General features: G+C 33.1%; 25 protein-coding genes. 20 read left to right on the top strand and 5 right to left on the bottom strand.

Features of this window, described 5'->3' with window-relative positions; all coding sequences use genetic code 11:
• Positions 1-64: 64 nt before the first annotated feature.
• Genes opp3b through ACM6UH_RS10055 form a run of 5 tightly spaced genes read left to right on the top strand, consistent with a single transcriptional unit; the run spans position 65 to position 5,766 of the window.
• Positions 65-991: an oligopeptide ABC transporter permease gene (gene opp3b / locus ACM6UH_RS10075; RefSeq protein ID WP_011303491.1), complete on the top strand. Its 927-nt coding sequence runs from the start codon at positions 65-67 to the stop codon at positions 989-991.
• Positions 991-2,058: an oligopeptide ABC transporter permease gene (opp3C, locus tag ACM6UH_RS10070; protein WP_002483770.1), complete on the top strand. Its 1,068-nt coding sequence runs from the start codon at positions 991-993 to the stop codon at positions 2,056-2,058. Before opp3b ends, opp3C begins: the two co-directional genes overlap by 1 nt.
• An 18-nt stretch (positions 2,059-2,076) precedes the next feature.
• Complete coding sequence (locus ACM6UH_RS10065; protein WP_011303490.1) at positions 2,077-3,159, top strand: ABC transporter ATP-binding protein; 1,083 nt, start codon at positions 2,077-2,079, stop codon at positions 3,157-3,159.
• Positions 3,149-4,093: an ABC transporter ATP-binding protein gene (locus ACM6UH_RS10060; protein WP_011303489.1), complete on the top strand. Its 945-nt coding sequence runs from the start codon at positions 3,149-3,151 to the stop codon at positions 4,091-4,093. The genes ACM6UH_RS10065 and ACM6UH_RS10060 overlap by 11 nt, the downstream gene beginning before the upstream one ends.
• Positions 4,094-4,113: 20 nt before the next feature.
• Positions 4,114-5,766, top strand: coding sequence for a peptide ABC transporter substrate-binding protein (locus ACM6UH_RS10055; protein WP_002483767.1), 1,653 nt, complete (start codon positions 4,114-4,116; stop codon positions 5,764-5,766).
• An 82-nt stretch (positions 5,767-5,848) separates the two neighbouring features.
• Here ACM6UH_RS10055 and trpS read toward each other — a convergent pair whose 3' ends face one another.
• Entirely contained in the window at positions 5,849-6,838 is a 990-nt protein-coding gene (trpS, locus tag ACM6UH_RS10050) for a tryptophan--tRNA ligase (RefSeq protein WP_002483766.1), read from the bottom strand.
• A gap of 303 nt (positions 6,839-7,141) precedes the next feature.
• Between trpS and spxA the strand changes: the two genes are divergently transcribed.
• The 5 genes from spxA to ACM6UH_RS10025 all read left to right on the top strand — a co-directional run bounded on the left by spxA (position 7,142) and on the right by ACM6UH_RS10025 (position 12,606).
• Complete coding sequence (gene spxA, locus ACM6UH_RS10045; RefSeq protein WP_002483765.1) at positions 7,142-7,537, top strand: transcriptional regulator SpxA; 396 nt, start codon at positions 7,142-7,144, stop codon at positions 7,535-7,537.
• A gap of 350 nt (positions 7,538-7,887) precedes the next feature.
• Positions 7,888-8,604: an adaptor protein MecA gene (gene mecA / locus ACM6UH_RS10040; RefSeq protein WP_011303487.1), complete on the top strand. Its 717-nt coding sequence runs from the start codon at positions 7,888-7,890 to the stop codon at positions 8,602-8,604.
• 207 nt (positions 8,605-8,811) lie between these two features.
• A complete protein-coding gene (locus ACM6UH_RS10035; RefSeq protein ID WP_047502509.1) occupies positions 8,812-9,810 on the top strand; it encodes a competence protein CoiA in 999 nt (332 codons plus the stop codon).
• Positions 9,811-9,861: 51 nt separating this feature from the next.
• Entirely contained in the window at positions 9,862-11,670 is a 1,809-nt protein-coding gene (gene pepF, locus ACM6UH_RS10030; RefSeq protein ID WP_002483762.1) for an oligoendopeptidase F, read from the top strand.
• A 321-nt stretch (positions 11,671-11,991) separates the two neighbouring features.
• Positions 11,992-12,606: an NAD(P)-dependent oxidoreductase gene (locus ACM6UH_RS10025; RefSeq protein ID WP_011303485.1), complete on the top strand. Its 615-nt coding sequence runs from the start codon at positions 11,992-11,994 to the stop codon at positions 12,604-12,606.
• Positions 12,607-13,199: 593 nt separating this feature from the next.
• Here ACM6UH_RS10025 and yjbH read toward each other — a convergent pair.
• From yjbH to ACM6UH_RS10010, 3 genes are all read right to left on the bottom strand, one after another.
• Positions 13,200-13,988: a protease adaptor protein YjbH gene (gene yjbH / locus ACM6UH_RS10020; protein WP_011303484.1), complete on the bottom strand. Its 789-nt coding sequence runs from the start codon at positions 13,986-13,988 to the stop codon at positions 13,200-13,202.
• A 17-nt stretch (positions 13,989-14,005) separates the two neighbouring features.
• Positions 14,006-14,377, bottom strand: coding sequence for a truncated hemoglobin YjbI (locus ACM6UH_RS10015; protein ID WP_002483759.1), 372 nt, complete (start codon positions 14,375-14,377; stop codon positions 14,006-14,008).
• Between the two features lie 87 nt (positions 14,378-14,464).
• The gene (locus tag ACM6UH_RS10010) at positions 14,465-15,049 is read right to left on the bottom strand and encodes a CYTH domain-containing protein (protein WP_011303483.1); all 585 of its coding nucleotides are present in this window, start codon (positions 15,047-15,049) and stop codon (positions 14,465-14,467) included.
• 187 nt (positions 15,050-15,236) lie between these two features.
• Between ACM6UH_RS10010 and ACM6UH_RS10005 the strand changes: the two genes are divergently transcribed.
• The 7 genes from ACM6UH_RS10005 to fabI all read left to right on the top strand — a co-directional run bounded on the left by ACM6UH_RS10005 (position 15,237) and on the right by fabI (position 22,219).
• On the top strand, positions 15,237-15,584 hold the full coding sequence (locus ACM6UH_RS10005) for a hypothetical protein (RefSeq protein ID WP_002483757.1): 348 nt from the start codon (positions 15,237-15,239) through the stop codon (positions 15,582-15,584).
• Between the two features lie 16 nt (positions 15,585-15,600).
• The gene (locus ACM6UH_RS10000) at positions 15,601-16,236 is read left to right on the top strand and encodes a GTP pyrophosphokinase (RefSeq protein ID WP_011303481.1); all 636 of its coding nucleotides are present in this window, start codon (positions 15,601-15,603) and stop codon (positions 16,234-16,236) included.
• An 11-nt stretch (positions 16,237-16,247) separates the two neighbouring features.
• Positions 16,248-17,057 (top strand): NAD kinase, encoded by an 810-nt coding sequence (locus tag ACM6UH_RS09995; protein WP_011303480.1) that lies wholly within the window; start codon positions 16,248-16,250, stop codon positions 17,055-17,057.
• A complete protein-coding gene (locus ACM6UH_RS09990; RefSeq protein WP_002483754.1) occupies positions 17,057-17,911 on the top strand; it encodes an RluA family pseudouridine synthase in 855 nt (284 codons plus the stop codon). The genes ACM6UH_RS09995 and ACM6UH_RS09990 overlap by 1 nt, the downstream gene beginning before the upstream one ends.
• A gap of 26 nt (positions 17,912-17,937) precedes the next feature.
• Positions 17,938-19,323, top strand: coding sequence for a magnesium transporter (mgtE, locus tag ACM6UH_RS09985; RefSeq protein WP_002483753.1), 1,386 nt, complete (start codon positions 17,938-17,940; stop codon positions 19,321-19,323).
• A gap of 9 nt (positions 19,324-19,332) precedes the next feature.
• Positions 19,333-21,177 carry a monovalent cation:proton antiporter family protein gene (locus tag ACM6UH_RS09980; RefSeq protein ID WP_011303479.1) on the top strand — a complete coding sequence of 615 codons (1,845 nt, stop codon included), beginning with the start codon at positions 19,333-19,335 and terminating at the stop codon, positions 21,175-21,177.
• A 271-nt stretch (positions 21,178-21,448) separates the two neighbouring features.
• A complete protein-coding gene (gene fabI / locus ACM6UH_RS09975) occupies positions 21,449-22,219 on the top strand; it encodes an enoyl-ACP reductase FabI (RefSeq protein WP_011303478.1) in 771 nt (256 codons plus the stop codon).
• A gap of 175 nt (positions 22,220-22,394) precedes the next feature.
• On the opposite strand, the gene cozEa is transcribed toward fabI, so the two are convergent.
• The gene (cozEa, locus tag ACM6UH_RS09970) at positions 22,395-23,480 is read right to left on the bottom strand and encodes a lipoteichoic acid biosynthesis protein CozEa (protein ID WP_011303477.1); all 1,086 of its coding nucleotides are present in this window, start codon (positions 23,478-23,480) and stop codon (positions 22,395-22,397) included.
• A 337-nt stretch (positions 23,481-23,817) separates the two neighbouring features.
• On the opposite strand from cozEa, the gene ACM6UH_RS09965 reads away from it, so the two are divergent.
• The 3 genes from ACM6UH_RS09965 to ACM6UH_RS09955 all read left to right on the top strand — a co-directional run bounded on the left by ACM6UH_RS09965 (position 23,818) and on the right by ACM6UH_RS09955 (position 26,828).
• Positions 23,818-25,392 (top strand): alanine/glycine:cation symporter family protein, encoded by a 1,575-nt coding sequence (locus tag ACM6UH_RS09965; RefSeq protein ID WP_011303476.1) that lies wholly within the window; start codon positions 23,818-23,820, stop codon positions 25,390-25,392.
• Between the two features lie 94 nt (positions 25,393-25,486).
• On the top strand, positions 25,487-26,233 hold the full coding sequence (locus ACM6UH_RS09960) for an esterase family protein (RefSeq protein ID WP_047502503.1): 747 nt from the start codon (positions 25,487-25,489) through the stop codon (positions 26,231-26,233).
• 85 nt (positions 26,234-26,318) lie between these two features.
• Positions 26,319-26,828 carry a YjcG family protein gene (locus tag ACM6UH_RS09955; RefSeq protein WP_002483746.1) on the top strand — a complete coding sequence of 170 codons (510 nt, stop codon included), beginning with the start codon at positions 26,319-26,321 and terminating at the stop codon, positions 26,826-26,828.
• The last annotated feature ends 76 nt before the right edge of the window (positions 26,829-26,904 follow it).

The raw sequence follows: 26,904 nt of genomic DNA, 5'->3' as shown, positions 1-26,904 counted from the left end.
GTTATTAAATATTTCTGAATATTTCGAAGGGAATGTTTATTCTGAAATCAAAGGGGGATAAAAAATGCTTAAGTATGTTTTGAAGCGTTTAGGCTACATGATTTTATCACTGTTCATTATCATTTCGATAACATTTTTCTTAATGAAGCTGATGCCCGGTTCACCATTTAATGATGAAAAATTAAATGAAGAGCAAAAGCAGATTTTAAATGAAAAATATGGTCTCAATGATCCAGTACCAGTGCAGTATGTTAGTTATTTGAAGAATGTCGTTACGGGGGACTTTGGTAACTCATTCCAATATGATAACCAACCTGTATGGGAGTTAATTAAACCGAGGTTAGTTCCGTCGCTTGAGATGGGGTTAACGGCAATGGTGATAGGTGTAATTATAGGTTTGATACTAGGCGTTATTGCAGCAGTACGGCAAAATACTTGGGTTGATTATACAGCAACGGTCATCTCAGTTATTGCAGTTTCAGTACCATCGTTCGTGTTAGCGGTATTGTTACAATACGTATTTTCAGTTAGATTACAGTGGTTTCCAGTCGCAGGTTGGGAAGGTATATCGACAGCTGTACTACCTTCACTGGCATTGTCAGCAGCAGTATTAGCAACAGTTGCAAGATACATAAGAGCGGAAATGATAGAAGTTTTAAGTTCAGATTATATCTTGTTAGCACGTGCAAAAGGGAATTCAACGATGAGAGTGTTGTTTGGTCATGCATTAAGAAATGCATTAATCCCAGTCATCACAATTATTGTACCGATGTTAGCAAGTATATTAACGGGTACATTGACAATTGAAAATATATTCGGTGTGCCTGGTTTAGGGGATCAATTTGTACGTTCAATTACGACAAATGATTTCCCAGTAATTATGGCGACAACGATTTTATTCAGTACACTATTTATTGTTTCTATTTTCCTTGTAGATATTTTATATGGTGTGATTGATCCACGTATTCGTGTACAAGGAGGTAAAAAATAATGGCTGATAAAAGAGATGAAAAATACAATGATGACCATTCAAATGCAGTTATGACACATACCTCAGAAGCGATACCAGCTTCGGATTTTATTAGAAGTAAAAACGATTTAGAAAAAGAACCAGAAATGCAAAGAGAAAGTAAAAACTTTTGGCAAGACGCTTGGGCACAGCTTAAAAGAAACAAGCTTGCCGTCGTAGGGATGATAGGTTTAATCATCATTATCTTACTAGCATTGATTGGACCTTTATTAAGTTCTCATGATTATGCAGAGCAAGATGTAGAGAGACGTAACTTACCTGCAAAAATTCCTGTATTGGATCAAATTCCATTTTTACCTTTTGATGGTGAAGGAGCACAGGGCGTAGATGCATATAAAGAAGCAGGTGTGAAAGAAAACTTCTGGTTTGGTACAGACCAACTTGGAAGAGATTTATGGTCTAGAACTTGGCAAGGTGCACAAGTATCCTTATTCATTGGTGTTGTAGCAGCGTTACTAGATATATTCATAGGCGTTGTATATGGGGCAATATCCGGTTTCTTTGGGGGACGGATAGATAATGTCATGCAACGTATTATTGAAGTAGTTGCGTCTATACCTACACTAATTGTTGTTATTTTATTCGTACTAATATTTGAACCGTCTATTTGGACAATTATATTAGCCATGGCAATTACAGGATGGATTGGCATGAGTCGTGTGGTTCGTGGTGAATTCCTAAAGTTAAAAAACCAAGAATTTGTATTAGCATCTAAAACTTTGGGAGCATCTAAAATAAAATTAATATTCAAACATATTTTACCTAATACATTAGGTGTTATCGTAGTTACATCTATGTTTACAGTACCTAATGCAATATTCTTCGAGGCTTTCTTAAGTTTCATTGGTATTGGGGTACCAGCACCTAGAACATCATTAGGTTCTTTAGTGAATGAAGGTAGAGCCATGTTATTAATTCATCCGCATGAATTATTTATTCCAGCACTTGTATTAAGTTTATTAATCTTATTCTTCTATCTATTTAGTGATGGATTACGTGATGCATTTGATCCTAAAATGCGTAGATAACAAAAGGGGGCAACATATATGTCAGAAAGAGTATTGGAAGTTAGTAATTTGCATGTTTCCTTTGATATCGATGCAGGGGAAGTGCAAGCGGTAAGAGGCGTGGACTTCTTTATCAATAAAGGAGAAACCCTTGCAATTGTTGGTGAATCTGGTTCTGGGAAGTCAGTTACAACCAAAGCGATCACTAAGTTATTCCAAGGAGACGCTGGACGTATTAAAAAAGGTGAAATTAATTTTTTAGGGGAAGACTTAGCTAAAAAATCAGAGCAAGAATTAATCAAATTACGTGGAAAAGACATTTCAATGATTTTCCAAGATCCAATGACATCATTAAATCCAACAATGAAAATTGGGAAACAAGTCATGGAACCACTTATGAAACATAAGAATTACAGTAAAACAGAAGCTAAAAAAAGAGCGTTAGACATATTGAATTTAGTTGGGTTACCAAATGCAGATAAAAGATTTAATGCATATCCTCATCAATTTTCAGGCGGACAACGTCAAAGAATTGTTATCGCAACCGCGCTTGCTTGTGAACCTAAAGTGCTTATTGCAGATGAACCAACAACAGCGCTTGATGTAACAATGCAAGCTCAAATATTGGAATTAATGAAAGAACTACAAGATAAGATTAGTACCTCCATTATATTTATCACGCATGACTTAGGGGTCGTTGCGAATATTGCTGACCGAGTAGCGGTCATGTATGGAGGACAAATGGTAGAAACAGGGGATGTGGATGAAATATTTTATGATCCTAAACATCCATATACATGGGGATTATTATCATCTATGCCAGATTTGACAACTGGTACAGAGACTGAATTATTAGCTATTCCAGGTACACCACCCGACTTGTTACATCCACCTAAAGGTGATTCGTTTGCAGAAAGAAGTCAATTTGCTTTAGATATTGATTTTAAAACGCCACCGCCATGGTACCAAGTGTCACCAACACATTTTGCAAAATCTTGGTTATTAGATGAACGCGCACCACATGTGGAACCACCGGAAATGGTGAAAAAACGTTTGCGTAACATGCCAAATAATTTCGATAAGCCACAACAGGTAGAAAGGGTGTCGTTAGATGGAAAATAAAAATGAACTGTTATTACAAGTGAAAAATTTAAAACAGTATTTTAACGAAGGTAAACGCAATGAAGTAAGAGCAATTGAAAATATTTCATTTGACGTTTATAAAGGTGAAACTTTCGGCCTAGTTGGAGAATCTGGTTGTGGTAAATCAACGACAGGTAAAGCGATTATTAAACTAAATGATATTACTGATGGTGAAATTTTATATGAAGGTATAGATATTCAAAAAATTAAAAATCGTAAAGATTCATTGAAATTTAATAAAAAGATACAAATGATTTTTCAAGATCCATACGCATCGCTCAATCCAAGACTTAAAGTAATGGATATTGTGGCAGAGGGGATTGATATTCATAAACTTTCTACAGGTGTCAAAGATCGTAAAAGACGTGTCTACGATTTATTAGAAACTGTGGGACTAAGTAAAGAACACGCCAATCGTTATCCACATGAGTTCTCTGGAGGACAAAGACAACGTATTGGAATTGCACGTGCACTTGCCGTTGAACCTGAGTTTATTATTGCGGATGAACCTATTTCAGCATTAGACGTTTCAATACAAGCACAAGTTGTAAATTTATTACTTAAATTGCAAAAAGAACGAGGCATTACGTTTTTATTCATCGCTCATGACCTTTCCATGGTTAAATACATTTCGGACAGAATTGCAGTGATGCACTTTGGTAAAATTGTCGAAATTGGTAGTGCGGATGAAATTTATAATCATCCTATGCACCCTTATACGCAATCACTACTGTCGGCTGTACCTCAGCCAGACCCAGAAAGTGAACGTGTGAGAAAGAGAACACTTTTTAAAGAAGACGAGACTAAAAATGACCAACGTACATTGCATGAAATCAGACCGAATCATTTTGTATTTACAACAGATGACGAAGCGGAAGATTTGAAATCACATACACAAGAAGCATCTGTATAACATGGGAAAGGGGGATTACGATGAGAAAATTCAAATTATTTATTATTCTGATTGCACTATCGGTTGTATTAGCTGGTTGTGGTAGTGCGGAAGGGGTATATTCTGATAAAGGACAAGTTTTTAGGAAAGTACTGCCATCAGATATTTCAACATTAGATTCTGCATTAGCTACAGATACGGTGTCATTCGATATTTTCAATCAAATATACGAAGGCTTATATACATTAGATAAAGATGATAAAGCACAACCAGGGGTAGCAAAAGCAATGCCAAAAGAAAGTAATGGGGGAAAAACACTTACAATCAAGTTACGTAAAGATGCCAAGTGGTCAAATGGGGATCCAGTAACGGCACATGATTTTGAGTACGCTTGGAAACGTGTGGTGAATCCAGATACGGCATCTGAGTATGCTTATATCATGTATGATTTGAAAAATGCTGAAGCAATTAATATGGGTAAAAAGGATGTCGATGAGCTAGGTGTGAAAGCGGTTGATGACCATACATTAAAAGTTGAGTTAACAAAACCGATTCCATATATTAATGAAATGTTCGCATTTGGTACGTTTATGCCACTGAACGAAAAAGTAGTGAAGAAAAATGGTGACCAATATGGGACAACAGCAGCAAAAACAGTATTTAATGGGCCGTTCAAAGTGAAAGAATGGAAAGTAGAAGATAAGATACAACTTGTAAAAAACGAAGATTATTGGGATAAAAAGCAAGTACACTTAGATCGTGTAAACTATAAAGTATTAAAAGATCAGCAAGCTGGTGCCTCACTTTATGATACTGGTTCAGTTGATGATACGACGATTACAGCAGATCAAGTGGATAAATATGCTGACAACCCAGGCTTGAAAAAACGTTTATTAGCAAGTACATTCTACATTAAAATGAACCAAGATAATGTACCTGAATTTAAAAATAAAGACTTAAGACTGGCAATTGCACAATCTATTGATAAAGAAGGATATGTTAATTCAGTTAAAAACAATGGGTCAGAAGCAACAAATGGTTTCACTGCGAAACTAACAGCAGAGACACCTGATGCTAAAGATTTTTCTGAGTCTATTGATTCGCCATTAACTTATAATCCAAAAGCAGCTAAAAAACATTTTGAAAAAGCTAAAAAGGATTTAGGCGTTAAAAATATAACCTTTACGATGAACACTGAAGATACACCAGATGCTAAAATATCTGCTGAATATATTAAATCACAGGTGGAAAGCACTTTACCTGGCGTTACTTTGAAAATTAAACAATTACCATTTAAACAGCGTTTAAATCAAGAATCAACAGAAGCGTTTGAAGCTTCATTATCTGGTTGGGGTCCTGATTATCCTGATCCACTAACATTCTTAAATATTATGACAACAGGTAACTCTAATAATAATACAGCATGGAGTAGTAAGGAATACGATAAACTTGTTAAAGATGCTAACGGAAAACTATTGAAAAAACCTGAAGAACGTAATGCAGCTATGAAACAAGCTGAAGAATTAATGTTAAATGATGCCCCAGTTGCACCAATTTATCAAAAAGGGGAAGCGCATTTAACAAATCCACAAGTTAAAGGTTTGGTATATCATCAAATCGGTGGTGATACAACACTTAAAGATGTAACCATTGATAAAGATATCGATCCTAAAACTGGTAAAAAGAAAGACTAATAAAAAATTAAAAAGTAACATAAAAGGAGCATCCAACTTAATGGATGCTCCTTTTTAACTTGCGGGATTTGAGATAAGTAACTTATCTTTTACGACCTAAGCCCATTGCTTTTTCCATTTTTTTCAACGTTTTGAATGATACTTGTTGTGCTTTGTCTCTACCATTATCTAAAATAGTGTCAAGTTCTTCTGAATTTAAATAGTATTCATATTTTTCTTGGAAAGCAGTTAAGAAATCACTCACGATTTCTGCTAAGTCTGCTTTAAACACACCATAATTCGAATCTTTGTATTTTTCTTGAAGCGCATCAATTGATTCGTCAGTTAAACTTGAATAAATAGATAATAAATTAGAGATACCTGGTTTATTGTCGCGATCGAATTTAATAATACCATCTGAATCAGTTACAGCACTTTTTATTTTTTTAGCCGCAACGCTTGGTTGGTCTAGTAAAGAAATGAAGTTTTTTTGATTATCATCACTCTTACTCATTTTTTTCGTTGGATCTTGGAGACTCATTACGCGGCCGCCAACTTTAGGCATACGAATCTCAGGCTTAACTAAAATGTCGTTGTAGCGAGAATTAAATCTATCAACTAAGTTTCTTGTTAATTCCATGTGTTGCTTTTGGTCATCACCAACGGGCACGATATTTGTGTTGTATATAACGATATCCGCTGCCATTAAAGGAGGATATGTTAATAAGCCGGCAGGGACACCTTCCGTTTGTTTAACGGCTTTATCTTTAAACTGAGTCATACGTTCCAATTCACCGATAGAAGAAATGGTTGTTAACATCCAACTTGCCTGAACATGCGCTGGCACTTCTGATTGAATAAATAAAGTTGATTTTTCTGGATCGATGCCAGAAGCTAAATAAATTGCAGCTAGTTGTCTTGTTTGTTTACGTAATTTCAAACGATCTTGTGGTACCGTAATTGCATGCTGATCTACGATACAAAAGAAACAATTGTAATCGTCTTGAACTTCACCGAATTGTTTTAAAGCACCAATATAATTACCAATTGTAGGAATACCACTAGGCTGGATACCCGAAAATAATGTTTCCATATTACAATGCCTACTTTCTTAAATTTAATTTTTTACATAATAGGTTTATTATAACAGTATTTCAATCATTTGTAAGTTATGTTAGACTATAGACATATCAATATTTTTAATTGAATTTATTGAGAAATACTTTTAATTTAAAATTTTTGAAAAAATTAGAGAATTCTCATTTAATTTTAATGTTGAAAGGGTATACTTTCATTGTAAGGTTAAGGAAGGCGAAATTACTTAAGCAATTTCTTAATCAAATAAATATTGAAATCAAATGAATTTACATTCATGAAAAATAGGAGAGTGAGATGTATGGTAACATTATTTACTTCACCAAGTTGCACATCTTGCCGTAAAGCGAAAGCATGGTTACAAGAACATGACATTCCGTATACGGAGCGTAACATTTTTTCAGAACACTTAACAATCGACGAAATCAAACAAATTTTAAAAATGACTGAAGATGGTACAGATGAAATTATATCTACACGTTCTAAAACTTACCAAAAATTAAATGTGGATATCGACGCATTACCACTTCAAGATTTATATTCAATTATTCAAGATAATCCTGGTTTATTACGTCGCCCAATTATTTTAGACGAAAAACGTTTACAAGTTGGTTATAATGAAGACGAAATTAGACGTTTCTTACCAAGAAAAGTTCGTACGTTCCAATTGCAAGAAGCACAACGTATGGTTGACTAATTAATACATTAAATACATGAACTAGACGAGCCATAAAGCAATATTTAAGCATGTTGCTTTGTGGTTTTGTTATATTTTTAACATAACAAACAATTAGGTATGCACGTCAAATGATAAGGTGATATCATCTTATTGTTATGAGGTGGCTAGCTATTTGTGAATAAGTAATGACATGATTGCAACAGCACTTTCTTAGTTTAGTGCTGTTTTTTTGGCTAATTCAAAGCTATATGTTAATATTAGAGACCAAATAGGATTTAGTAAAAATTAATCAAACAAATCAATTGTAATTCTTACTACGTTCTAATACAATATGATTACTATTCATCGACTGTAAGGAGTGAGATGATATGAGAATAGAGCGCGTTGACGATACAACTGTTAAATTATTTATAACTTATAGTGATATTGAGGCTAGAGGATTTAAACGAGAAGATTTATGGACAAACCGCAAACGTGGAGAAGAATTCTTTTGGAATATGATGGAAGAAATCAATGAAGAAGAAGACTTTGTAGTAGAAGGCCCATTATGGATACAAGTGCATGCGTTTGAAAAAGGCGTTGAAGTTACGATATCTAAATCTAAAAATGAAGATCTTATTAATATGTCAGATGAAGACAATGAACAACTTGATTATCAGGTAAATGATTTATTGTCACAAACATTTGATCAAGATGATAGTTTAGAAGATTTATTTGATCAACGTCAACAACAAAAAGATAACAAGCAAAATCAAGATCAAAATGAGCGCAATCGTCAAAATACACGTACTGTGATTGTTAAATTCAATGATTTAGAAGAAGTTATTGAATATGCACACTATAATAATCAAGTGACAGATGAGTTCGAAGATTTATTATATAGTCTTAACAATGTATATTATTATGCTGTCCATTATGATGAAACAGTAGATCAAGAAACAATTAATGATAGTTATAGTCAATTACTTGAGTTCGCATATCCTACTGATAAATCAGAAGTGTATTTAAACGACTATGCCAAAATTATCATGAGTCATAATGTTGCATCACAAGTACGTCGTTATTTCCCAAACACAGAAGCATAAAATACAAGTCAAAATTGACGTATTTAATTTATAAAAGCACGTTAGATAACAAATGCATTATAAGATGTTGAAACCAGCTATGGGTCATTACCCTTAGCTGGTTTTTTTATAGAGCAATTGCGTTTTTAAATAAATAGGCAATATTTTATCTAGTAGTAGAAGTAATTTATTGATTAATAAGGTGTAATTATTATGAGGTGAAGAAACGTGTTGTTAGCGTATGACCATCATAAGCATTTAGTTTTTGCAAACCATGCTGTTAAAGATGCCGAATATACATGTCCACATTGTAAAAGTAAAATGATTTTAAAAAAAGGTGAAATAATCACACCACATTTTGCTCATTTAAAAGTAGCTTCTATTTTTTGTAGTAAAGGTGAAACTCAGGCACATTACTCACTTAAATATCAGCTTGCACTGAAATTGTCATGTATCGGTTATCATGTACAAATCGAGCCTTATATTGCTGGGATTTATCAATATCCTGATTTAATTATTGATAAAAAGATCGCCATAGAAATACAATTTTCAAAAATCACAATTTCTAGTGTGAAAAAACGTAGTAACGGTTTGTTACATATTGGTTATAGATTAATATGGATTATTCCAAACCCATATTACGATAAACTTAGGCATATTTTAATATTAACGAAGTACGAAAGAACTTTTATAGATTTTAAATCTAAACGCTTGCTCACTTGGGACAGTAGTAACAAGCAGTTATATATGTATCAAATTTATAATTTTATTGGTGGCAATCGCTATATTGCACATAAATTTAAACTGGAGATTAAAGATTTTGAATATGTGTTTAGTCAAATTGAAACTGAAGATTTTACGCGTGATATCAAATTAAACAAAAATACGATTCAGCAATATATAAATCGTTGTCGATGTACACGCTCTGTTAAAGAACCAAGTTTAAGCGTTATGTATAATTTAGGTCTATCTGATAATTGGGTAAGTACGTATTTAGGAATCATATATCCAGAACAATTATACATTCAATCCCATCCTATTTATTGGCAATTGCAATTATTATATTTACTTGTTAAAACACCGCAAAATTTAAACGAATTTAATGAAAAAATAATGCTTAATCACTTTTATAACATAGAAAATATAAAGGATGTCATAGTTAATGAGCTTATAAATAAATTCAGAAATTCTTACAGTAAAATGGAATACAATAACGTGCAAAATTAGGCCGGACGTGAGAAAATTAAAGTATTGAAAAACATAGGAGGTTTACTAAAAATGACACAACAATTAACAAGAGAAGAACAAGAACGTAAATATCCTGAATATACATGGGATTTAACAACTATATTTGAATCAGATGAAGCTTTTGAACAAGCTTTCAAAGAGGTTGAGGATAACCTCGGTCAAGAGCAACAATTTCAAGGACATTTAGGAGATAATGCTGAAACTTTATATAAAGCGTTAGCATTAGAAGATGAACTAGGTTCAAAATTAGAAAAAGTATATGTATATGCACATTTAAAACAAGACCAAGACACTGCAAATGATAAATATACAGGATACGAATCACGTGCACATCAATTAATTATAAAATTTAGTTCAGGTTGGAGTTTCTTAGTACCTGAAATCTTACAAATAGATGAAGAAACAATTCAATCATTCATTGAAGAAAATGATGATTTAAAACAATATGCATTTGATTTGAAATTAATTAATGAAAAACGTCCTCATGTATTAACTGCAGATAAAGAAAAGTTACTAACAGAAGCGCAAGATGCATTATCAACACCAGATAATGTATATGGTATGTTTAGTAACGCTGATTTAGAGTTTGAAGACGCTGTCGATAAGGATGGTAATACGCATTCACTCACTCAAGGTACATTTATTAAATGTTTAGAATCAGATGATCGCGTGTTACGTAAATCTGCATTCGAAAACTTATACAAAGCATACGGCGCATACAATAATACGCTAAGTGCTACATTGGCTGGAGAAGTTAAAAAGAATGTATTTAATGCAAGAACACATCATTATGAATCGGCAAGAGCAGCGGCGTTAAGTAATAACCATATACCAGAGACAGTATATGATAATTTGGTGAAAACAGTCCATGAATACTTACCATTGTTACATCGCTATACCAAATTACGTAAAGAGTTATTAGGTTTAGATGATATGAAAATGTATGATCTTTATACACCATTAGTTAAAGATGTGAAATTTGAAATGCCATATGAGGAAGCAAAAGACTGGATGGTAAAAGCGTTGCAACCAATGGGTGAAGAATATATGAAAGTAGTACATGAAGGCTTAAACAATCGCTGGGTTGATGTGTTTGAAAACAAAGGCAAACGTTCAGGCGGTTATTCTTCAGGTGCGCACTTAACCAACCCATTTATTCTCTTAAATTGGTCGAATACAGTTTCTGATTTATATACTTTAGTGCATGAATTTGGACATTCAGCGCATAGTTATTTTAGTCGTCAAAATCAGCCTTCTAATTCAAGTGATTATACGATTTTTGTTGCTGAAGTTGCGTCTACTTGTAATGAAGCTTTATTGAGTGACTATATGGATAAGCATTTAGACGATGAAAGAAGACTATTGTTACTAAATCAAGAGTTAGAACGTTTCCGTGCTACATTATTTAGACAAACAATGTTTGCAGAATTTGAACATAAAATTCACCAAATTGAAGAGGCGGGTGAGCCGTTAACAGCTAATCGTATGAACGAAGAGTATGCAGAATTAAACAGATTATACTTTGGCGATTCAGTTGAAACTGATGAAGATATTAGTAAAGAATGGTCTAGAATTCCTCATTTCTATATGAACTATTATGTGTATCAATATGCAACCGGATACAGTGCAGCACAAAGTTTAAGTCATCAAATATTAACTGAAGGACAACCTGCTGTTGATCGTTATATTAATGAATTCCTGAAAAAAGGTAGTTCAAATTATCCTATAGAAATATTGAAAAATGCTGGGGTAGATATGACAACACCAGAACCAATTGAACAAGCTTGTAAAGTCTTTGAACAAAAATTAGACGCTTTTGAAAAGCTAATGAAAGCTTAATGTGAATGTATTCGTTTACAATATGACAAGTTTGTGACAAACTAAAATTATTTAATTCAAATGGTTGAAAGGTCTATTTTAGCGTGTTATATTATAAACATGAAATTAATCACATAACAAACATACCCCTTTGTTTGAAGTGAAAAATTTCTCCCATCCCCTTTGTTTAGCGCCGTGTAATCAGACACGGCGTTTTTTTATGTTCTCTTTTAAATAAATTTCCAAAATGCGTTTAAATGAATAACTATTCAATTGACTTTATTCCGAAAAAGCGTTATCCTAAACTTGTATCTAAAATAAATACAAGAAAGAAGTGTTTTCATGAAAATTGCAGTAGTAGCAGCAAATGGGAAAGCCGGTCAACTTATTACTAAGGAAGCGGTAGAAAGATCGCTAGATGTTACAGCAATTGTTAGAAGTGAGAATAAAACAGTTGCGCATCAAGTCATACAAAAAGATTTGTTTGATTTGACTAAAGAAGATATTGCACCTTTTGATGTCATTGTTGATGCATTTGGACAAATGAATAAAGATAAGTTGAATGAGCACAGTCAATCGCTAGAACATCTTAGTAATTTGGTTAGTGACAGTCAAAAACGACTCATTATTATAGGTGGCGCAGGTAGTTTATACGTAGATAAAGCACATACAGAAAGATTGATTGATTCTCCTGATATGCCAGAAGAAGTAAAACCTATTAGCATGGCGCAAGTCAAAACATTTGAAGAAATTAAAGAGCGTGATGATGTGCAATGGACTTTTGTGTGTCCAGCACCAGATTTTCAATTTGATGGTGAGAAAACAGGCGCTTATAAAGTGAGTGATGATGAAGTAATAGGTACACATGTAAGTTATGCAGATTTTGCTAAAGCAATTGTAGATGAGGCAATGAACCCTGAACATATTCAAAGTCGCTTTGCGGTATTTGCAAAGTAATTTTCAAAAAACAAAAAAGTAGTAAGTCATTCATAATAAAGCACTATCATAAATTGGACTGGTGAGCAAAAGCGCACTAGTCCATTTTTTATGAACATACTAAGTAGTGCAAATATCTCTGCAATTAAAAAGATGTCATCGTAATAAAGGAAAATAGTTTGACTATGAATAGCTTAATAACTAAATATTTGTAAGATTAAAGGACAAAATATAAGAATTCACGTTTTGTTTACATTAATATAATTTTCTAATGTATTAAGTAATCTTTTTACTATAGTGTCATCAGGACAATTTCAAGTTCTTATTTATGAATAGCGTGAAAATCAAGTGCATTTTAAATTGTATGTATTAATCGTTTCTACACGAAATCTTCACGTGCTGATATACAGAGAAATTGTATGAGTTAAGGACTATGGCTTGGTCTATATCTCTAGAGTAGCAAGTACAATCTAAATGGTGTAATGAATATAAAAAAAGAGGGCTAATCCATTTACATAGTGATTAGTCCTCTTTATTTGAACATGGGACTGTATGTCCCAACTTCATGTTTTTGAAATTAATACATTTATACTATATCGTACGTGTTAAAAAGATTAATTTTTTGCTTTCCAGAATTTGCCATCTGGTGATTTAAGTTTTTCAATTTTTTGCTGTAGTGCTAGCTTTTTAAGTTCTTTATTCATTAGTTTTTCCGGCCATTCATAAATCGTAAGTAGCTCTTCTTTGGTAACCAATTGTTGTTGTTGGATATAGTCTTCTAAACTTGGTGGTAATTCTTTTTCTATTGTTGAACCAATAAGCTCATTAATAATATATGTGTATATATGGTAAGGATATAAGCCTTCCACTTTTAAGCCTTCTTCGTGAACATCTTCATTAAAAAATACGAGAGAGGGCGCTTCCTCAATTTCCATTTCTCGAGCAATATGCAAGTCTACTTGTAAACTTTCTTTTAAGCAAGAACTATTTAAATCTTCTTTAAATACTTCGTAATCTAAACCTGCGTTACTGATACAACTATTTACCATTGATTCAGTAATAATATCACGCTTAGGAATAATTTCATTTTGAACGAGATGTATAAATCGTTCAGCACGAATACGTCCTTGAAGTTCCGCAGCCTTATAGGCTAATGCGATATTATCTAAATCAGAGGTGCTCTGAGCTTGGCATTTTGTTAAAACACGTAATGAAGGGTTCAATATATGTCTAATACTAATATATTGCTTATATTCAATACGTAATTTAGAAAGGATAGCCGATAGCTTAAAGCATTCCTTACTGAATGGATCGAAAAAGGAATAAATTTCTATCTTGCTCACAGGTGAAAGATTTGCATCTTCACGACTATTAGGTTGTATTAATCTTAATTCTTCAGTCATGTCTATTCCACCTACAATTAATTTTCGGAATTAACCATGTGATTTGCCGTTAAACGTAATCGTTCATATAAGTAATCACCAACACCAGCTGGAAATTGTGCATGCGCGATTGCATGTGCCATATTTTCAAGCCACGCATCTCGTTCGTGATTTGTGATTATGAAATCCATATGCCGTTTTTTTAGCATTGGGTGACCATGTTCCTGTGTATAAAGGTTTGGACCACCTAAAAATTGCGTCAAGAATTGCTTTTGTTTTCTACTCGTTTCTTCAAAATCCCCAGGAAACAAATGGTTAATTCTATCGTCGCGTTTAACTAAATAATAAAAATGATCAATCATCTTGTATAAGGCGTCATGTCCAATGATTTCATAAGGTGTTTGAGTCATAATATCACCGTATCCTGTTAATATATTACTAATATAACATGAATTTTTACATTTGGAAGTAATTCGACTTCTTGCTATTGTGCTTGATTAATTGCCAAATAAATTTGATTTACGTTTAAAAAATCTTTGGACTTTATTATCTGGTATTTCATGTTGCATATTAAATTGTTCAAGAATATTTTTAAATTGTTTGAACCCTTCATCGTAATCATCAACTTCAAATTCTAGTTCAAAATCTTCGAAATCAAGATAGCGACTTTTATCTAATACAAGTAAATTCCCATTAACTTCTTTTTCGAGTCGTTCTGTCGTTAATGCGCCAAGAATAACTAATTGATTTAAGTCAAAGTCCATTTTTTCAAGTTGTTCTATGATTTCAGCAGGCAACATTTGTGTCGTGATTGATTTGTTTAATTCAGGCACGACCCGAGTTTCAAAATTATATTCCATCAGACCAACTTCAGCAGGTATTTTTAAAGTCATCTCATTATAATCATCTTTCACACGAATTCTTAAGGCTGACTGGTGTGCCTTCAAGTCAAATTGTGGTGTATCAATATAGTAGTTGGTTTGACTAAAGGTACCGACATCCTGAAAATAGGTTTTATAAATGGATTGGTATTGTGATTGGGTTAATAATTGTTTAAATTCAATTTCATTATTCGTAGCCATGCATACACTCCTTTTTTACATATAATAACTTATTTTAAATCACTTTTTCCTTATTTTAAATTGAACTGCATTTGTAAAATTTGAATTAAGTAAAAGTTATGTATATATGTTGGTAAAACATGTAAGTTGTGACGTGTTATGTACGATAGAATTATGTTAAAATGATGAGGAATAAGGAGGAACAAGCATGCGTATTTATGTAAATGAAATTAAAGTTACAGAAGACAGTATAAATTGTTATACAGAGCAATCTACAGAAGGCTTACAAGAAGCAGGACAAATGCTTGTTGATAGCGATAATTATAGTTTTGCATATATTTTAGACGATGGACAATCATATTCTTATTTAATATTTGTCCAAGAAACTTGGTCTATGTTACATGAAAATAAAGGCAAGAAATTGATTATTAATGATGAACTAGAATTAAAACAATTCGAAAATGAATTTAACTATATATTGGATAACATACAAGGTAATTCAAATTATGGTAAGGAGTTTGTGTCCGTTGTTGAAAATACTTTCGAATTAGATTGAAGCGGAGTGAAGCACAATGAATCAGTGGGGTCAGTTTTTATCTCCATATAAGCAAGCAGTCGACGAACTGAAGATTAAATTAAAAGGGCTTAGAAAACAATATGAAGTAGAAGATAATGCTTCTCCTATAGAATTTGTAACGGGCCGTGTGAAACCAATGACGAGTATTATTGATAAGGCAAATAAGCGCCAAATATCATTTGATCGTTTACATGAAGAAATGTACGATATCGCTGGTTTACGTTTAATGTGTCAATTTGTTGATGATATAGATATCGTGGTTAATTTATTGAGACAACGTAAAGACTTTAAAGTTGTCGAAGAAAGAGATTATATTAGTAATACGAAACAAAGTGGTTATCGTTCATTCCATGTGATTATTGAATATCCTATAGAAACACTTAATGGAGAAAAGAGCATTTTAGCAGAAATTCAAATCAGAACGTTAGCGATGAATTTTTGGGCAACGATAGAACATACACTGAGATATAAATATGATGGAGACTATCCACCTGAGATTCAACATCGTTTAGAGCGAGCGGCAGAAGCAGCTTTCTTATTAGACGAAGAAATGTCTGAAATAAAAGAAGAAATTCAAGAAGCACAGAAATATTATTCTAAAAAGCGTGCGAAAAAGCATAATAATGACTAGGGGATGTTACGATGCGTTACACGATATTATCTAAAGGTGATTCAAAATCAAATGCTTTAAAACATAAGATGATTAACCATATGAAAGATTTTCAAATGGTTGAAGACCCAGATAATCCAGAGATTGTCATTTCTGTAGGGGGAGATGGCACATTGTTACAAGCGTTTCACCAGTATAGTTACATGCTTTCTCGTTGTGCATTTGTTGGGATTCATACAGGACATTTAGGTTTTTATGCTGATTGGCTACCACATGAAGTGGAAAAGTTAATTATTGAAATTAATAATTCCGAATTTCAAGTCATTGAGTATCCCTTATTAGAAATCATCGTTCGTTATAATGATAATGGTTATGAAACTCGCCATTTAGCTTTAAATGAGGCTACTATGAAAACGGAAAATGGTTCTACGCTTGTTGTGGATGTAAATATAAGGGGTAACCAGTTTGAGCGTTTTAGAGGTGATGGTTTGTGTATATCCACACCATCAGGTTCAACTGCTTATAACAAAGCGTTAGGTGGGGCATTGATACATCCTTCATTAGAAGCAATGCAAATTGCAGAAATCGCATCGATTAATAATAGAGTCTTTAGAACGGTAGGTTCTCCCTTAGTCTTACCTAAACATCATACGTGTTTGATAACACCAGTTAATCAGGACACAATTTTAACTACCATTGATCATGTGAGTATTAAACATAAGAATGTGAATGCAATACAATATAGAGTAGCCAATGAGAAGATACGATTTGCTCGATTTAGACCATTTCCTTTTTGGAAAAGAGTTCATGATTCATTTATTTCCAGTGGAGACGATGAATAATGAAGTTTACTTTTAATATTACTGCTTCAGAAATGTTACGTTCTTTTTTACAACGACATCATTTCTCTAAGCGAACGATAAGCGCCATTAAACATAATGGCGCTTTAGTAGTTAATGGTCAAACTGTTACGGTTAGAAAACAATTGGCTATTGGTGATATTTTGGAAGTATACCTTGGTAAAGAAATCCCAAGTACAAATCTTAAACCTTATCAACAACCATTAAATATTTTATTCGAAGATGACTATTTAATTGTTGTATCAAAACCACCGTATCAGAACTGCGCACCTTCAAGAGACCATTTGCATTATAGTATAGTAGAACAAGTATTAGGCTATTTAAATGAAAAACAGCCTGGCATCAATCCCCATATAGTGACACGACTAGATCGTAATACCTCTGGAATTGTTATATTGGCTAAACATGGGTTTATTCATCATTTAATGTCTAACCTTAATATAGATAAAAAATATCTTTGTATCTGTTATGGTAAGACTGAAAAAGAAGGCGTGATAGATGCGCCCATTGCAAGACACCCAGAAAGTATTATTCAACGTCGTGTCGATGCAGCTGGAAAAACAGCGCAAACACGGTTTAAGCGAGTGGAATATAAGGAAGGATTTAGTATGTGTGAAGTAACATTACTAACTGGAAGAACACATCAAATACGTGTGCACTTTCAGCATATCGGTCATTCTATCGTAGGCGATGCGCTTTATGGTGGCAAGCATGAAAGCTATCATCATCAACTATTGAGATGTACCCAGGTGGCATTCATACATCCTATAAAAAATCAAAATATTGTAATTAATGATAAATATGATGCAATAGAAACGCTATTTAATATGATATAATTTTAAACATACATGGAGGTGTACGAATGGCTAATGAGAAAGATTCAATCGTTTTAGAGGATGAACAAGTTTATGACCAAACATTATTAGACAATTTGTTGTTAAATAATCATATAGATGAATTTAGAGATGAATTCTTATCCATGCATACATATGAACAAAGTGAATACTTTGAGGATAGCAATGAAGATATACGCCAACGTATGTATGAAGTACTATCGCCAGAAGAAGTAGCGGATTTCTTTGAACAATTAGAAATTGATGAAGATGAATACGAATCACTTTTTGATGCGATGAATGCTAATTATGCAAGCAAGGTACTAGAAGAAATGTCTTACGATAATGCAGTTGACATTATGAACCAGCTATCTAAGCAAAAAATAGTTAGTCTCCTCACGTTAATGAATAGAGAAGATGCAAAAGAAATAAAAGCATTATTACATTATGATGAAGATACTGCCGGCGGTATTATGACAACTGAATATATTTCTTTAAAGGCAACCATGCCAGTAAAAGAAGCGCTCATGCATGTCAAAGAACAAGCGCCAGACGCTGAGACAATTTATGTTATTTTTGCAGTTAATGATAACAAACAATTGGCTGGGGTACTCTCTCTTAGAGATTTAATTATTGCTGAAAATGATGCATACATAGAAGACATAATGAGTGAACGTGTCATTAGTGCAAATGCTGCAGATGACCAAGAAGATGTAGCTCAAAAGATGAGAGACTATGATTTTATTGCAATGCCAGTTGTCGATTATCAAGATCATTTGCTAGGTATTATAACAATCGATGATATCTTGGATGTTATGGACGAAGAAGCCAGTGAAGACTACTCTCGTTTGGCTGGTGTATCAGACGTAGATGCAACAAATGATTCAGTGTTTACGACAGCTAAAAAGAGATTGCCATGGTTAATTATTTTAACATTTTTAGGGATGATTACAGCAACAATATTAGGTTCATTTGAAGATACTTTATCAAAAGTAGCATTATTAGCAGCATTTATTCCTATTATCAGCGGGATGTCCGGGAACTCTGGGACACAATCACTCGCCGTATCCGTACGTAATATTTCTACTGGTGAAATATATGAACAAAGTAAATTTAAAGTCGCTTTAAGAGAAGCGGGTAGTGGATTTTTAAGTGGTCTTGTATGTGCTTTGTTACTATTTATTATTATAATGGTGCTGTACGGACAAGCAATACTAGCTATCATTGTTGGTGGAAGTTTGACGATTGCAATGACGGTAGGTACTTTAGTGGGATCCATGATTCCCTTAGTAATGAATAAATTGAAAATTGATCCAGCGGTTGCTAGCGGACCATTTATCACAACAATCAATGATATTGTCAGTATGCTAATTTATTTTGGATTAGCTACATCATTTATGTCTTATTTAACTTAAGGGGGTTATATGGAATTTTTATCGCTTGTTGTCGTAGTGTTAGCGGCATTTTTTACACCAATATTAGTCAATCGACTCAGAATCACATTTTTACCTATAGTGGTAGCTGAAATTTTAATGGGCATTGTCATTGGGCACTCATTTTTAAATTTAGTAGAACGAGATGCAATGCTCAATATATTATCAACTTTAGGATTTATTTTCTTGATGTTCTTAAGTGGTTTGGAAATAGATTTTAAAGCTTTTAAAAGAGATAAAAGTTCAGCGAATAAAGAACAAAAATTGAAGAAACAAGAACCTGGCCATTTACAATTAGCAGTTGTTGTTTTCATGTTTATTATGATTATTTCTATTATTTTCGCATATATGTTTAAGTGGTTTGGACTTATTGATGATGTCTTACTAATGGTTATTATTATTTCTACGATCTCATTAGGCGTAGTCGTGCCGACACTTAAAGAAATGAATATTATGCGTACGACGATAGGTCAGTTTATCTTATTAGTAGCTGTACTTGCAGACTTAGTTACAATGATTCTATTAACAGCTTATGGTACATTACATGCTTCGGGTAATACATCGTTATGGCTAATTGGTAGTTTAGTCGTCTTTACCATTATTTTCTATTTGTTAGGCGGCATTTTCAAAAAAGCACAATTTTTACAGAAATTAATGGATGGTACGACTCAAATCGGTATACGTGCAGTATTTGCCTTGATTATTTTGTTAGTTGCTTTAGCTGAAGGGGTTGGGGCAGAAAATATTTTAGGTGCATTTTTAGCAGGTGTGGTTGTCTCATTACTTGGTCCAGATGAAGATATGGTTGAAAAGCTAGACTCTTTTGGCTATGGCTTTTTTATTCCAATCTTTTTCATAATGGTCGGCGTAGATTTGAATATTCCACAACTCATTAAAGAACCAGCATTATTATTAATTATTCCATTTTTAATTTTGGCATTTTTAATTTCTAAATTAATTCCATTGTTTTACATACGAAAATGGTTTGATATGAAAACAACGATTTCTTCCGCATTTTTACTAACATCAACTTTATCGTTAGTTATTGCTTCTGCAAAAATAGCAGAACAATTAGGTACAATTTCACCAGAAATTTCAGGTATTTTGATATTAAGTGCAGTGATTACATGTGTATTTGTACCTATTGTATTTAAAAAAATGTTTCCTATGCCTGATGAGGCCACTAGACAAATTGAAGTTAGTTTGATTGGGAAAAATCAATTAACGATTCCAATTGCCCAAAATTTATCATCACAACTTTATCAAGTATCGCTTTATTATAGAAATGATTTAAGTGATAAACGTAAATTGTCTGATGCCATTTCAATGATTGAAATTTCGGATTACGAAGAAGAGTTGTTAGAACGTCTAGGACTATTCGAAAGAAATATCGTAGTATGTTCTACAAATGATGATGAAATTAACCGTAAAGTAGCATTGATGGCTAAGGCGCATGGTGTGAAACGTGTTATCTGTCGATTGGAGTCTAGTTCGTCAGATGAAACGTTACAAAAAGCGGGTATTGAAATCTTCAGTAGTTATATGAGTAACAAAATTTTGTTAAAAGGTCTTATTGAAACACCAAATATGCTTAATCTTTTAAGTAATGTTGAAACATCATTATATGAAATTGCGATGTTAAATCATCAATATGATCAAATCCAATTACGTAATTTCCCATTTGGTGGAGATATTATCTTTGTACGAATTATTAGAAATAATGAATCTATCGTGCCACATGGTGATACACAATTACGTTACAGAGATAGAGTAATCGTTACTGGTTCAAAAGAATATGTAGACGAATTAAAACGCGAATTAGAATTCTATTATTAAGTTAGTGAAAAATAGAGTGAAGGACATTGCATGGTATGCAATGTCGTTTGCTTTATTTTTATGTTTTCTTTTGTACGAAAGCGCGTTATATTGACAAATTTGGAAGTGAAAACGTATTAAATTTATGAGTATAGTAAAATAAATTGTTTATTCAATCAAACCAATGTTAAAATAGGGAATGGTTATATTGGCATAGAGCAAAGTGATCGTTCGTAGCTTCATAACTACTCGAACCAATTAAAATGGAAATTTAAATAAAGGAGTTATATTCATGTTAAATTTAGAGAATAAAACATTCGTCATTATGGGTATTGCGAACAAACGTAGTATCGGTTTTGGTGTAGCTAAAGTATTGGACCAACTTGGTGCAAAATTAGTATTTACATACCGTAAGGATCGCAGTAAAAATGAATTAGAAAAATTAGTTGAACAATTAAACCAATCAGAACATCATATGTATCAAATTGATGTTCAACAAGATGAAGATGTCATTAATGGTTTTGCTAAAATTGATGAAGATATCGGACATATTGATGGCGTATACCACTCAATTGCTTTTGCAAATATGGAAGATTTACGTGGTCGCTTTAGTGATACATCACGTGATGGTTTCTTATTAGCGCAAGATATTAGTTCTTATTCTTTAACACTTGTAGCGCGTGAAGCAAAAAAATTAATGCCTGAGGGTGGTAGCATTGTAGCTACAACATATCTAGGCGGAGAATTTGCAGTACAAAACTACAATGTGATGGGTGTTGCTAAAGCAAGTTTAGAAGCAAATGTACGTTATTTAGCTTTAGACTTAGGTGAAGATAACATTCGTGTTAATGCGATATCAGCTGGTCCTATCCGTACATTAAGTGCGAAAGGTGTTGGCGGCCTTAACACTATCTTAAAAGAGATTGCAGAACGTGCGCCTCTAAAACGTAACATTGATCAAGAAGAAGTAGGTAAGACAGCGGCATACTTGTTAAGTGATTTTTCAAGTGGTGTAACGGGTGAAAATATCCATGTAGATAGTGGTTACCATATCGTTAAATAAAGAAACACAAAATACGCATGACCATCGTTACAATTCAACGATGGTCATGCGTATTTTTATATAAATGAGACCGAGACATAGATTGTTGTCTCGGTCTCAAACTTTATTTTCAAAAAAGGAAGATGAGGTCATTTTATATAACCATGAGTTCATCTTCCCACTTATTTTTGAATGATTATTCTTTTACATCACTATTCGCTTTTTCCATAATCTTTTCTCGATAATGGAATACATTACGAACAATTGTTTTAATGACTGCATATAATGGAACGGCAACTAGGATGAGTACGAAACCACCTAAATTACCAGCAGCAAGAATAACAACAATAATCGTTAGTGGGTGAATATTTAATGATTTACCCATAACGTTTGGTGTGATGACATTACCTTCTAATTGTTGAGCAATTAGTGTAATGATACATACCCAAATGAAAATTGTAGGACTTTGGATAATACCAATAATACCTGCTGGTGCAAATGCCATCCAAGGACCTAAGAACGGTATCATATTGGCAACACATGCAAACATAACAAGTAATAATGTGTAATTTAAACCTACAATAGAATAGCCTATATATAAAATGATACCTAAGATAATACTTACTGTCACTTGACCTTGAATATAAGATTTTAAAGTATCATTTAAATCTTTTAATAAATCAACAATAAATACTTTTCTTTCGCCTTTAAATAATTTAGCGATAAATGGAATAAAACGTTCGTGATCTTTTAACATATAGATTAAGAAGAATGGCACCATGATGAGTAAGAATAAAGTTGAAATAAATGAAGTCAAGTAACTTAATGAGTTAGATAAAACATTTGCAGTACTATCACTCATAGATTGAACCATTTTATTAATTCTATCTGTGACATCATTAGGTAGTCTTTCCATTTGGTCTAATGAAAAGTTAATGATGTGTTGAACTTCGTGCTGTAATGCTGGAATTTGATTAATTAAATTTTCAATTTGCTCGGCAATCAGTGGTCCAATATAACCAATGACAACACCAATGATGATAATTAAGCCAATGAAAATTAAAGTGATACTTCCCCAACGAGGGATTTTATTTTTTTCAAGTATTTTTTGAAAAGGTAAGCAAATATAGAATAAGAAGCCACTTAATAATAGTGGTAACAACACCGATTGTAAAATAATAATAAATGGCGTGAACACACTATGGACTTCCATTACTAATTTGATTAGTAAAAACAGGATTAATAGTGCAATACCTGTTCTAAACCAAACCTTATTTAGCATAGAACGGTTCCTCCTAAAATTCATTATTTAAGTACAATTCAGTATATCTTAAATGAAGACATAACAAAAGATGAAATTAAAATTATTGAAGCCAATAGAGTATATTGTGACAAATAAAGAAATCTAAAAACGATATACGCATGACGTCATATTAAATAGTGTGAAATTATTTTCCTTTGATATAAAGTCATTGTAAATATTTTATATTAATTATAACTTGAAATATATAAATTGTGAAAATGATTACTTATGAAATACGTTGCACGGAATATTTTATAAGTGTATAATGATAAAAAATATATCATTTTACATAATGGTACTACAAGGGGGATACATTATGTTAGAGGGGTTACTTACTTGGTTTTATGATATTGTTTGGAGCAAACCGTTAGTTTATGGGTTACTGATTACAGGTGTACTTTTTTCATTAATGATGCGCTTTTTCCAAGTTAGGCATTTTAAAGAGATGATCAGATTAATGTTTCAAGGGGAAAAATCACCCACGGGGATATCGAGTTTCCAAGCCATTGCACTGTCACTCGCTGGCCGTGTCGGTACTGGTAACATAGTGGGTGTATCAACTGCAATCTTTATTGGTGGACCAGGTGCTGTATTTTGGATGTGGGCAACGGCTTTCTTAGGGGCAAGTAGTGCATTTATAGAATCAACACTAGGTCAAATATATAAGCGAGAAGAAAAGGGACAATACCGTGGTGGACCAGCATTCTATATTGAATATGGGATTAAGGGCAAATTAGGAAAAGTCTATGGCTTAATTTTTGCTATTGTCACAGTCATTTCTGTAGGACTCCTATTACCAGGTGTTCAGTCTAATGCGATTGCCAGCTCTATGAAAAATGCATTTAGATTGGAACCATGGATTATTGCAATATTTTTAGCGGTGCTTTTAGCCTTAATTATTTTTGGAGGTATTAAATGGATAGCGAATGCAGCAACCGCTATTGTTCCATTTATGGCAATTGCATATATTATAATGGCTGTTATCATTATATTCTTGAATATTGAACAAGTTCCAGGATTGATTGCACTTATTTTCAAATCTGCTTTTGGTATGCAAGCGGCTTTTGGTGGTATCTTAGGTGCCATGATTGAAATCGGTGTTAAACGTGGATTGTATTCTAATGAGGCTGGACAAGGAACTGGACCACATGCAGCTTCAGCAGCAGAGGTGTCACACCCAGCTAAGCAAGGGTTAGTTCAAGCGTTTTCTGTCTATGTAGATACATTGTTTGTATGTTCGGCAACGGCTTTAATTATATTACTTTCAGGTACATATAATGTGACAGATGGAGGGACAACCTCAAGTGGTAAACCAAGTATGATTAAAGATAATGGCATTTTTGTAGAAATGTCAAATGGTGATAAAGATTATTCGGGTACAGCGATGTATGCACAAGCTGGTATTGATAAGGCCCTTCAAGGTGGTAGTTATCATTTTGATCCTGCATTTTCAGGCATTGGCTCATACTTTATTGCATTTGCGTTATTCTTCTTTGCATTTACAACGATATTAGCGTATTACTATATTGCAGAAACCAATATTACTTATTTGACTCGGAAGGGAACAGGAAGGACAACATTCTTCTGGATTAATGTCACGAGAGTCGTATTAATTGCTGCCACAGTATATGGTGCAGTGAAGACGGCGGATATCGCTTGGATGATGGGTGATTTGGGAGTTGGTATGATGGCTTGGTTGAATATCATAGCTATTTGGATATTGCACAAACCAGCTATTCAAGCATTGAAAGATTATGAATTACAGAAAAAACAACTAGGTTCTGGTAAAAAAGCAATTTACAAACCAGACCCCAAAAAAGTACCAAATGCCGTCTTTTGGCTAAAAGACTATCCACAACGGTTGGCCAAACAAAAAATAGATGAGTCATAGAGGTATTTACACCATAAATAATAAGATTTCAACATTTTAAAATAATGCGTCTCTTGGTACAATGTCATTAAGACTACGAGGGGGCGCATTATTTATGTATGATTTTAAAACGGGATGTATCACTAAAATTAATTTTCCTAGTAAAATATTAGATAGAGATGTCACACTATCTATTTATTTACCAAAAGATTTTACCGAATTATTTAAATATAAAATCATATTTTGTTTTGATGGTGCTGATTTTTTCAGTTTTGGTAGAATTCATCGAACTTATGAGCAGTTACGAGAGGCCAATGAGGTAGAAAGAGCTATATTTGTTGGATTTCACTATGAAGATGTTGATAAACGGCGCGCAGAATTTCATCCACAGGGTGCACGTACACATTTAACTGTAAAAGCAATGGCCAATGAAATATTGCCATATATTGATCAAACATTTCCTACATTTAAAGTAGGTAACGCACGCATTTTATTAGGTGATAGTTTAGCGGGTAGTGCTGCGTTAATTACGGCGTTATCTTATCCGCGTATCTTCAGTCAAGTTGGTTTATTAAGTCCACAACATGATGAAGCGATTGAAATGTTAATTGAACGTTGTCAGTTTAAAGAACAATTATCCATTTGGCATGCTGTAGGATTAGAGGAAGAAGACTTTAAATTGCCAACAACAGGCAAATCTGCAGACTTTTTAACACCTAATCGAAAATTAAATCAAGTCATTGAAAAAAATGATTTCACATACCATTATTTAGAATTTGAAGGTGGCCATATGTGGAAGTCATGGAAACCATTATTAGGAGATCTGTTAAAATATTTTTTATCAGATAATATTTCTTTTTAATAATCTGAACTAAGATGACTTTAGAGTAACGAATTTTTCAGAAATTTGCTATAATGAAAATATGTTAAACAAAGGAGGAATTTAAATGATTTTAGGATTAGCATTAATTCCGTCAAAAGCATTTCAAGATGAAGTGAACGCATATCGTAAGCGTTATGATGCACATTATGCGACAATTATGCCGCACATTACGATTAAGGGGCAATTTAAAATAAACGATGGTGATTTAGAATCTGTTAAAGAGACAATTAAATCTAAAATCGAAGGCATTCCAACGATTGATATACATGCGACAAAAGCATCAAATTTTGCGCCAATCACTAATGTTATTTATTTTAAAGTTGAAAAAACTGAAACTTTAGAAAGACTATTTAATCAATTTAACAATGGTGATTTTTATGGTGTAGCAGATCATACATTCGTGCCTCACTTTACTATTGCTCAAGGCTTGACTAGTCAAGAATTTGAAGATATTTATGGTCAATTAAAGTTAGCGGGAATTGATTACAAAGAAACAATTGAGCAACTTTCTCTAGTTTATTATGATGAAAAAGAAGAAAAATGGAAAGTACTTGAGAACTATAACTTAGCTTAAGATTAAACTATAAAATATGAGTCATAACATACGATAAAAACTTGGAATGAATAAAAGCGCCACTCGCAATACTAGA

It is taken from the genome of Staphylococcus sp. LKG4-2 (genome assembly GCF_050955665.1).
Lineage (GTDB): Bacteria > Bacillota > Bacilli > Staphylococcales > Staphylococcaceae > Staphylococcus > Staphylococcus saprophyticus.
The sequence above is the reverse complement of the archived record's forward strand: the minus strand, read 5'-3'. Positions and strand labels throughout refer to the sequence as shown.

Coding starts and splice junctions, on each gene's coding strand:
- ACM6UH_RS09990 (WP_002483754.1), top strand. CDS start 17,057: ATGAAGTTTACTTTTAATATTACTGCTTCAGAAATGTTACGTTCTTTT.
- ACM6UH_RS09980 (WP_011303479.1), top strand. CDS start 19,333: ATGGAATTTTTATCGCTTGTTGTCGTAGTGTTAGCGGCATTTTTTACA.
- ACM6UH_RS09965 (WP_011303476.1), top strand. CDS start 23,818: ATGTTAGAGGGGTTACTTACTTGGTTTTATGATATTGTTTGGAGCAAA.
- opp3C (WP_002483770.1), top strand. CDS start 991: ATGGCTGATAAAAGAGATGAAAAATACAATGATGACCATTCAAATGCA.
- opp3b (WP_011303491.1), top strand. CDS start 65: ATGCTTAAGTATGTTTTGAAGCGTTTAGGCTACATGATTTTATCACTG.
- spxA (WP_002483765.1), top strand. CDS start 7,142: ATGGTAACATTATTTACTTCACCAAGTTGCACATCTTGCCGTAAAGCG.
- ACM6UH_RS09995 (WP_011303480.1), top strand. CDS start 16,248: ATGCGTTACACGATATTATCTAAAGGTGATTCAAAATCAAATGCTTTA.
- ACM6UH_RS09955 (WP_002483746.1), top strand. CDS start 26,319: ATGATTTTAGGATTAGCATTAATTCCGTCAAAAGCATTTCAAGATGAA.
- ACM6UH_RS10015 (WP_002483759.1), bottom strand. CDS start 14,377: ATGACTCAAACACCTTATGAAATCATTGGACATGACGCCTTATACAAG.
- pepF (WP_002483762.1), top strand. CDS start 9,862: ATGACACAACAATTAACAAGAGAAGAACAAGAACGTAAATATCCTGAA.
- ACM6UH_RS10005 (WP_002483757.1), top strand. CDS start 15,237: ATGCGTATTTATGTAAATGAAATTAAAGTTACAGAAGACAGTATAAAT.
- ACM6UH_RS10010 (WP_011303483.1), bottom strand. CDS start 15,049: ATGGCTACGAATAATGAAATTGAATTTAAACAATTATTAACCCAATCA.
- ACM6UH_RS10025 (WP_011303485.1), top strand. CDS start 11,992: ATGAAAATTGCAGTAGTAGCAGCAAATGGGAAAGCCGGTCAACTTATT.
- mgtE (WP_002483753.1), top strand. CDS start 17,938: ATGGCTAATGAGAAAGATTCAATCGTTTTAGAGGATGAACAAGTTTAT.
- fabI (WP_011303478.1), top strand. CDS start 21,449: ATGTTAAATTTAGAGAATAAAACATTCGTCATTATGGGTATTGCGAAC.
- ACM6UH_RS10055 (WP_002483767.1), top strand. CDS start 4,114: ATGAGAAAATTCAAATTATTTATTATTCTGATTGCACTATCGGTTGTA.
- ACM6UH_RS10065 (WP_011303490.1), top strand. CDS start 2,077: ATGTCAGAAAGAGTATTGGAAGTTAGTAATTTGCATGTTTCCTTTGAT.
- ACM6UH_RS09960 (WP_047502503.1), top strand. CDS start 25,487: ATGTATGATTTTAAAACGGGATGTATCACTAAAATTAATTTTCCTAGT.
- trpS (WP_002483766.1), bottom strand. CDS start 6,838: ATGGAAACATTATTTTCGGGTATCCAGCCTAGTGGTATTCCTACAATT.
- cozEa (WP_011303477.1), bottom strand. CDS start 23,480: ATGCTAAATAAGGTTTGGTTTAGAACAGGTATTGCACTATTAATCCTG.
- ACM6UH_RS10000 (WP_011303481.1), top strand. CDS start 15,601: ATGAATCAGTGGGGTCAGTTTTTATCTCCATATAAGCAAGCAGTCGAC.
- yjbH (WP_011303484.1), bottom strand. CDS start 13,988: ATGACTGAAGAATTAAGATTAATACAACCTAATAGTCGTGAAGATGCA.
- mecA (WP_011303487.1), top strand. CDS start 7,888: ATGAGAATAGAGCGCGTTGACGATACAACTGTTAAATTATTTATAACT.
- ACM6UH_RS10060 (WP_011303489.1), top strand. CDS start 3,149: ATGGAAAATAAAAATGAACTGTTATTACAAGTGAAAAATTTAAAACAG.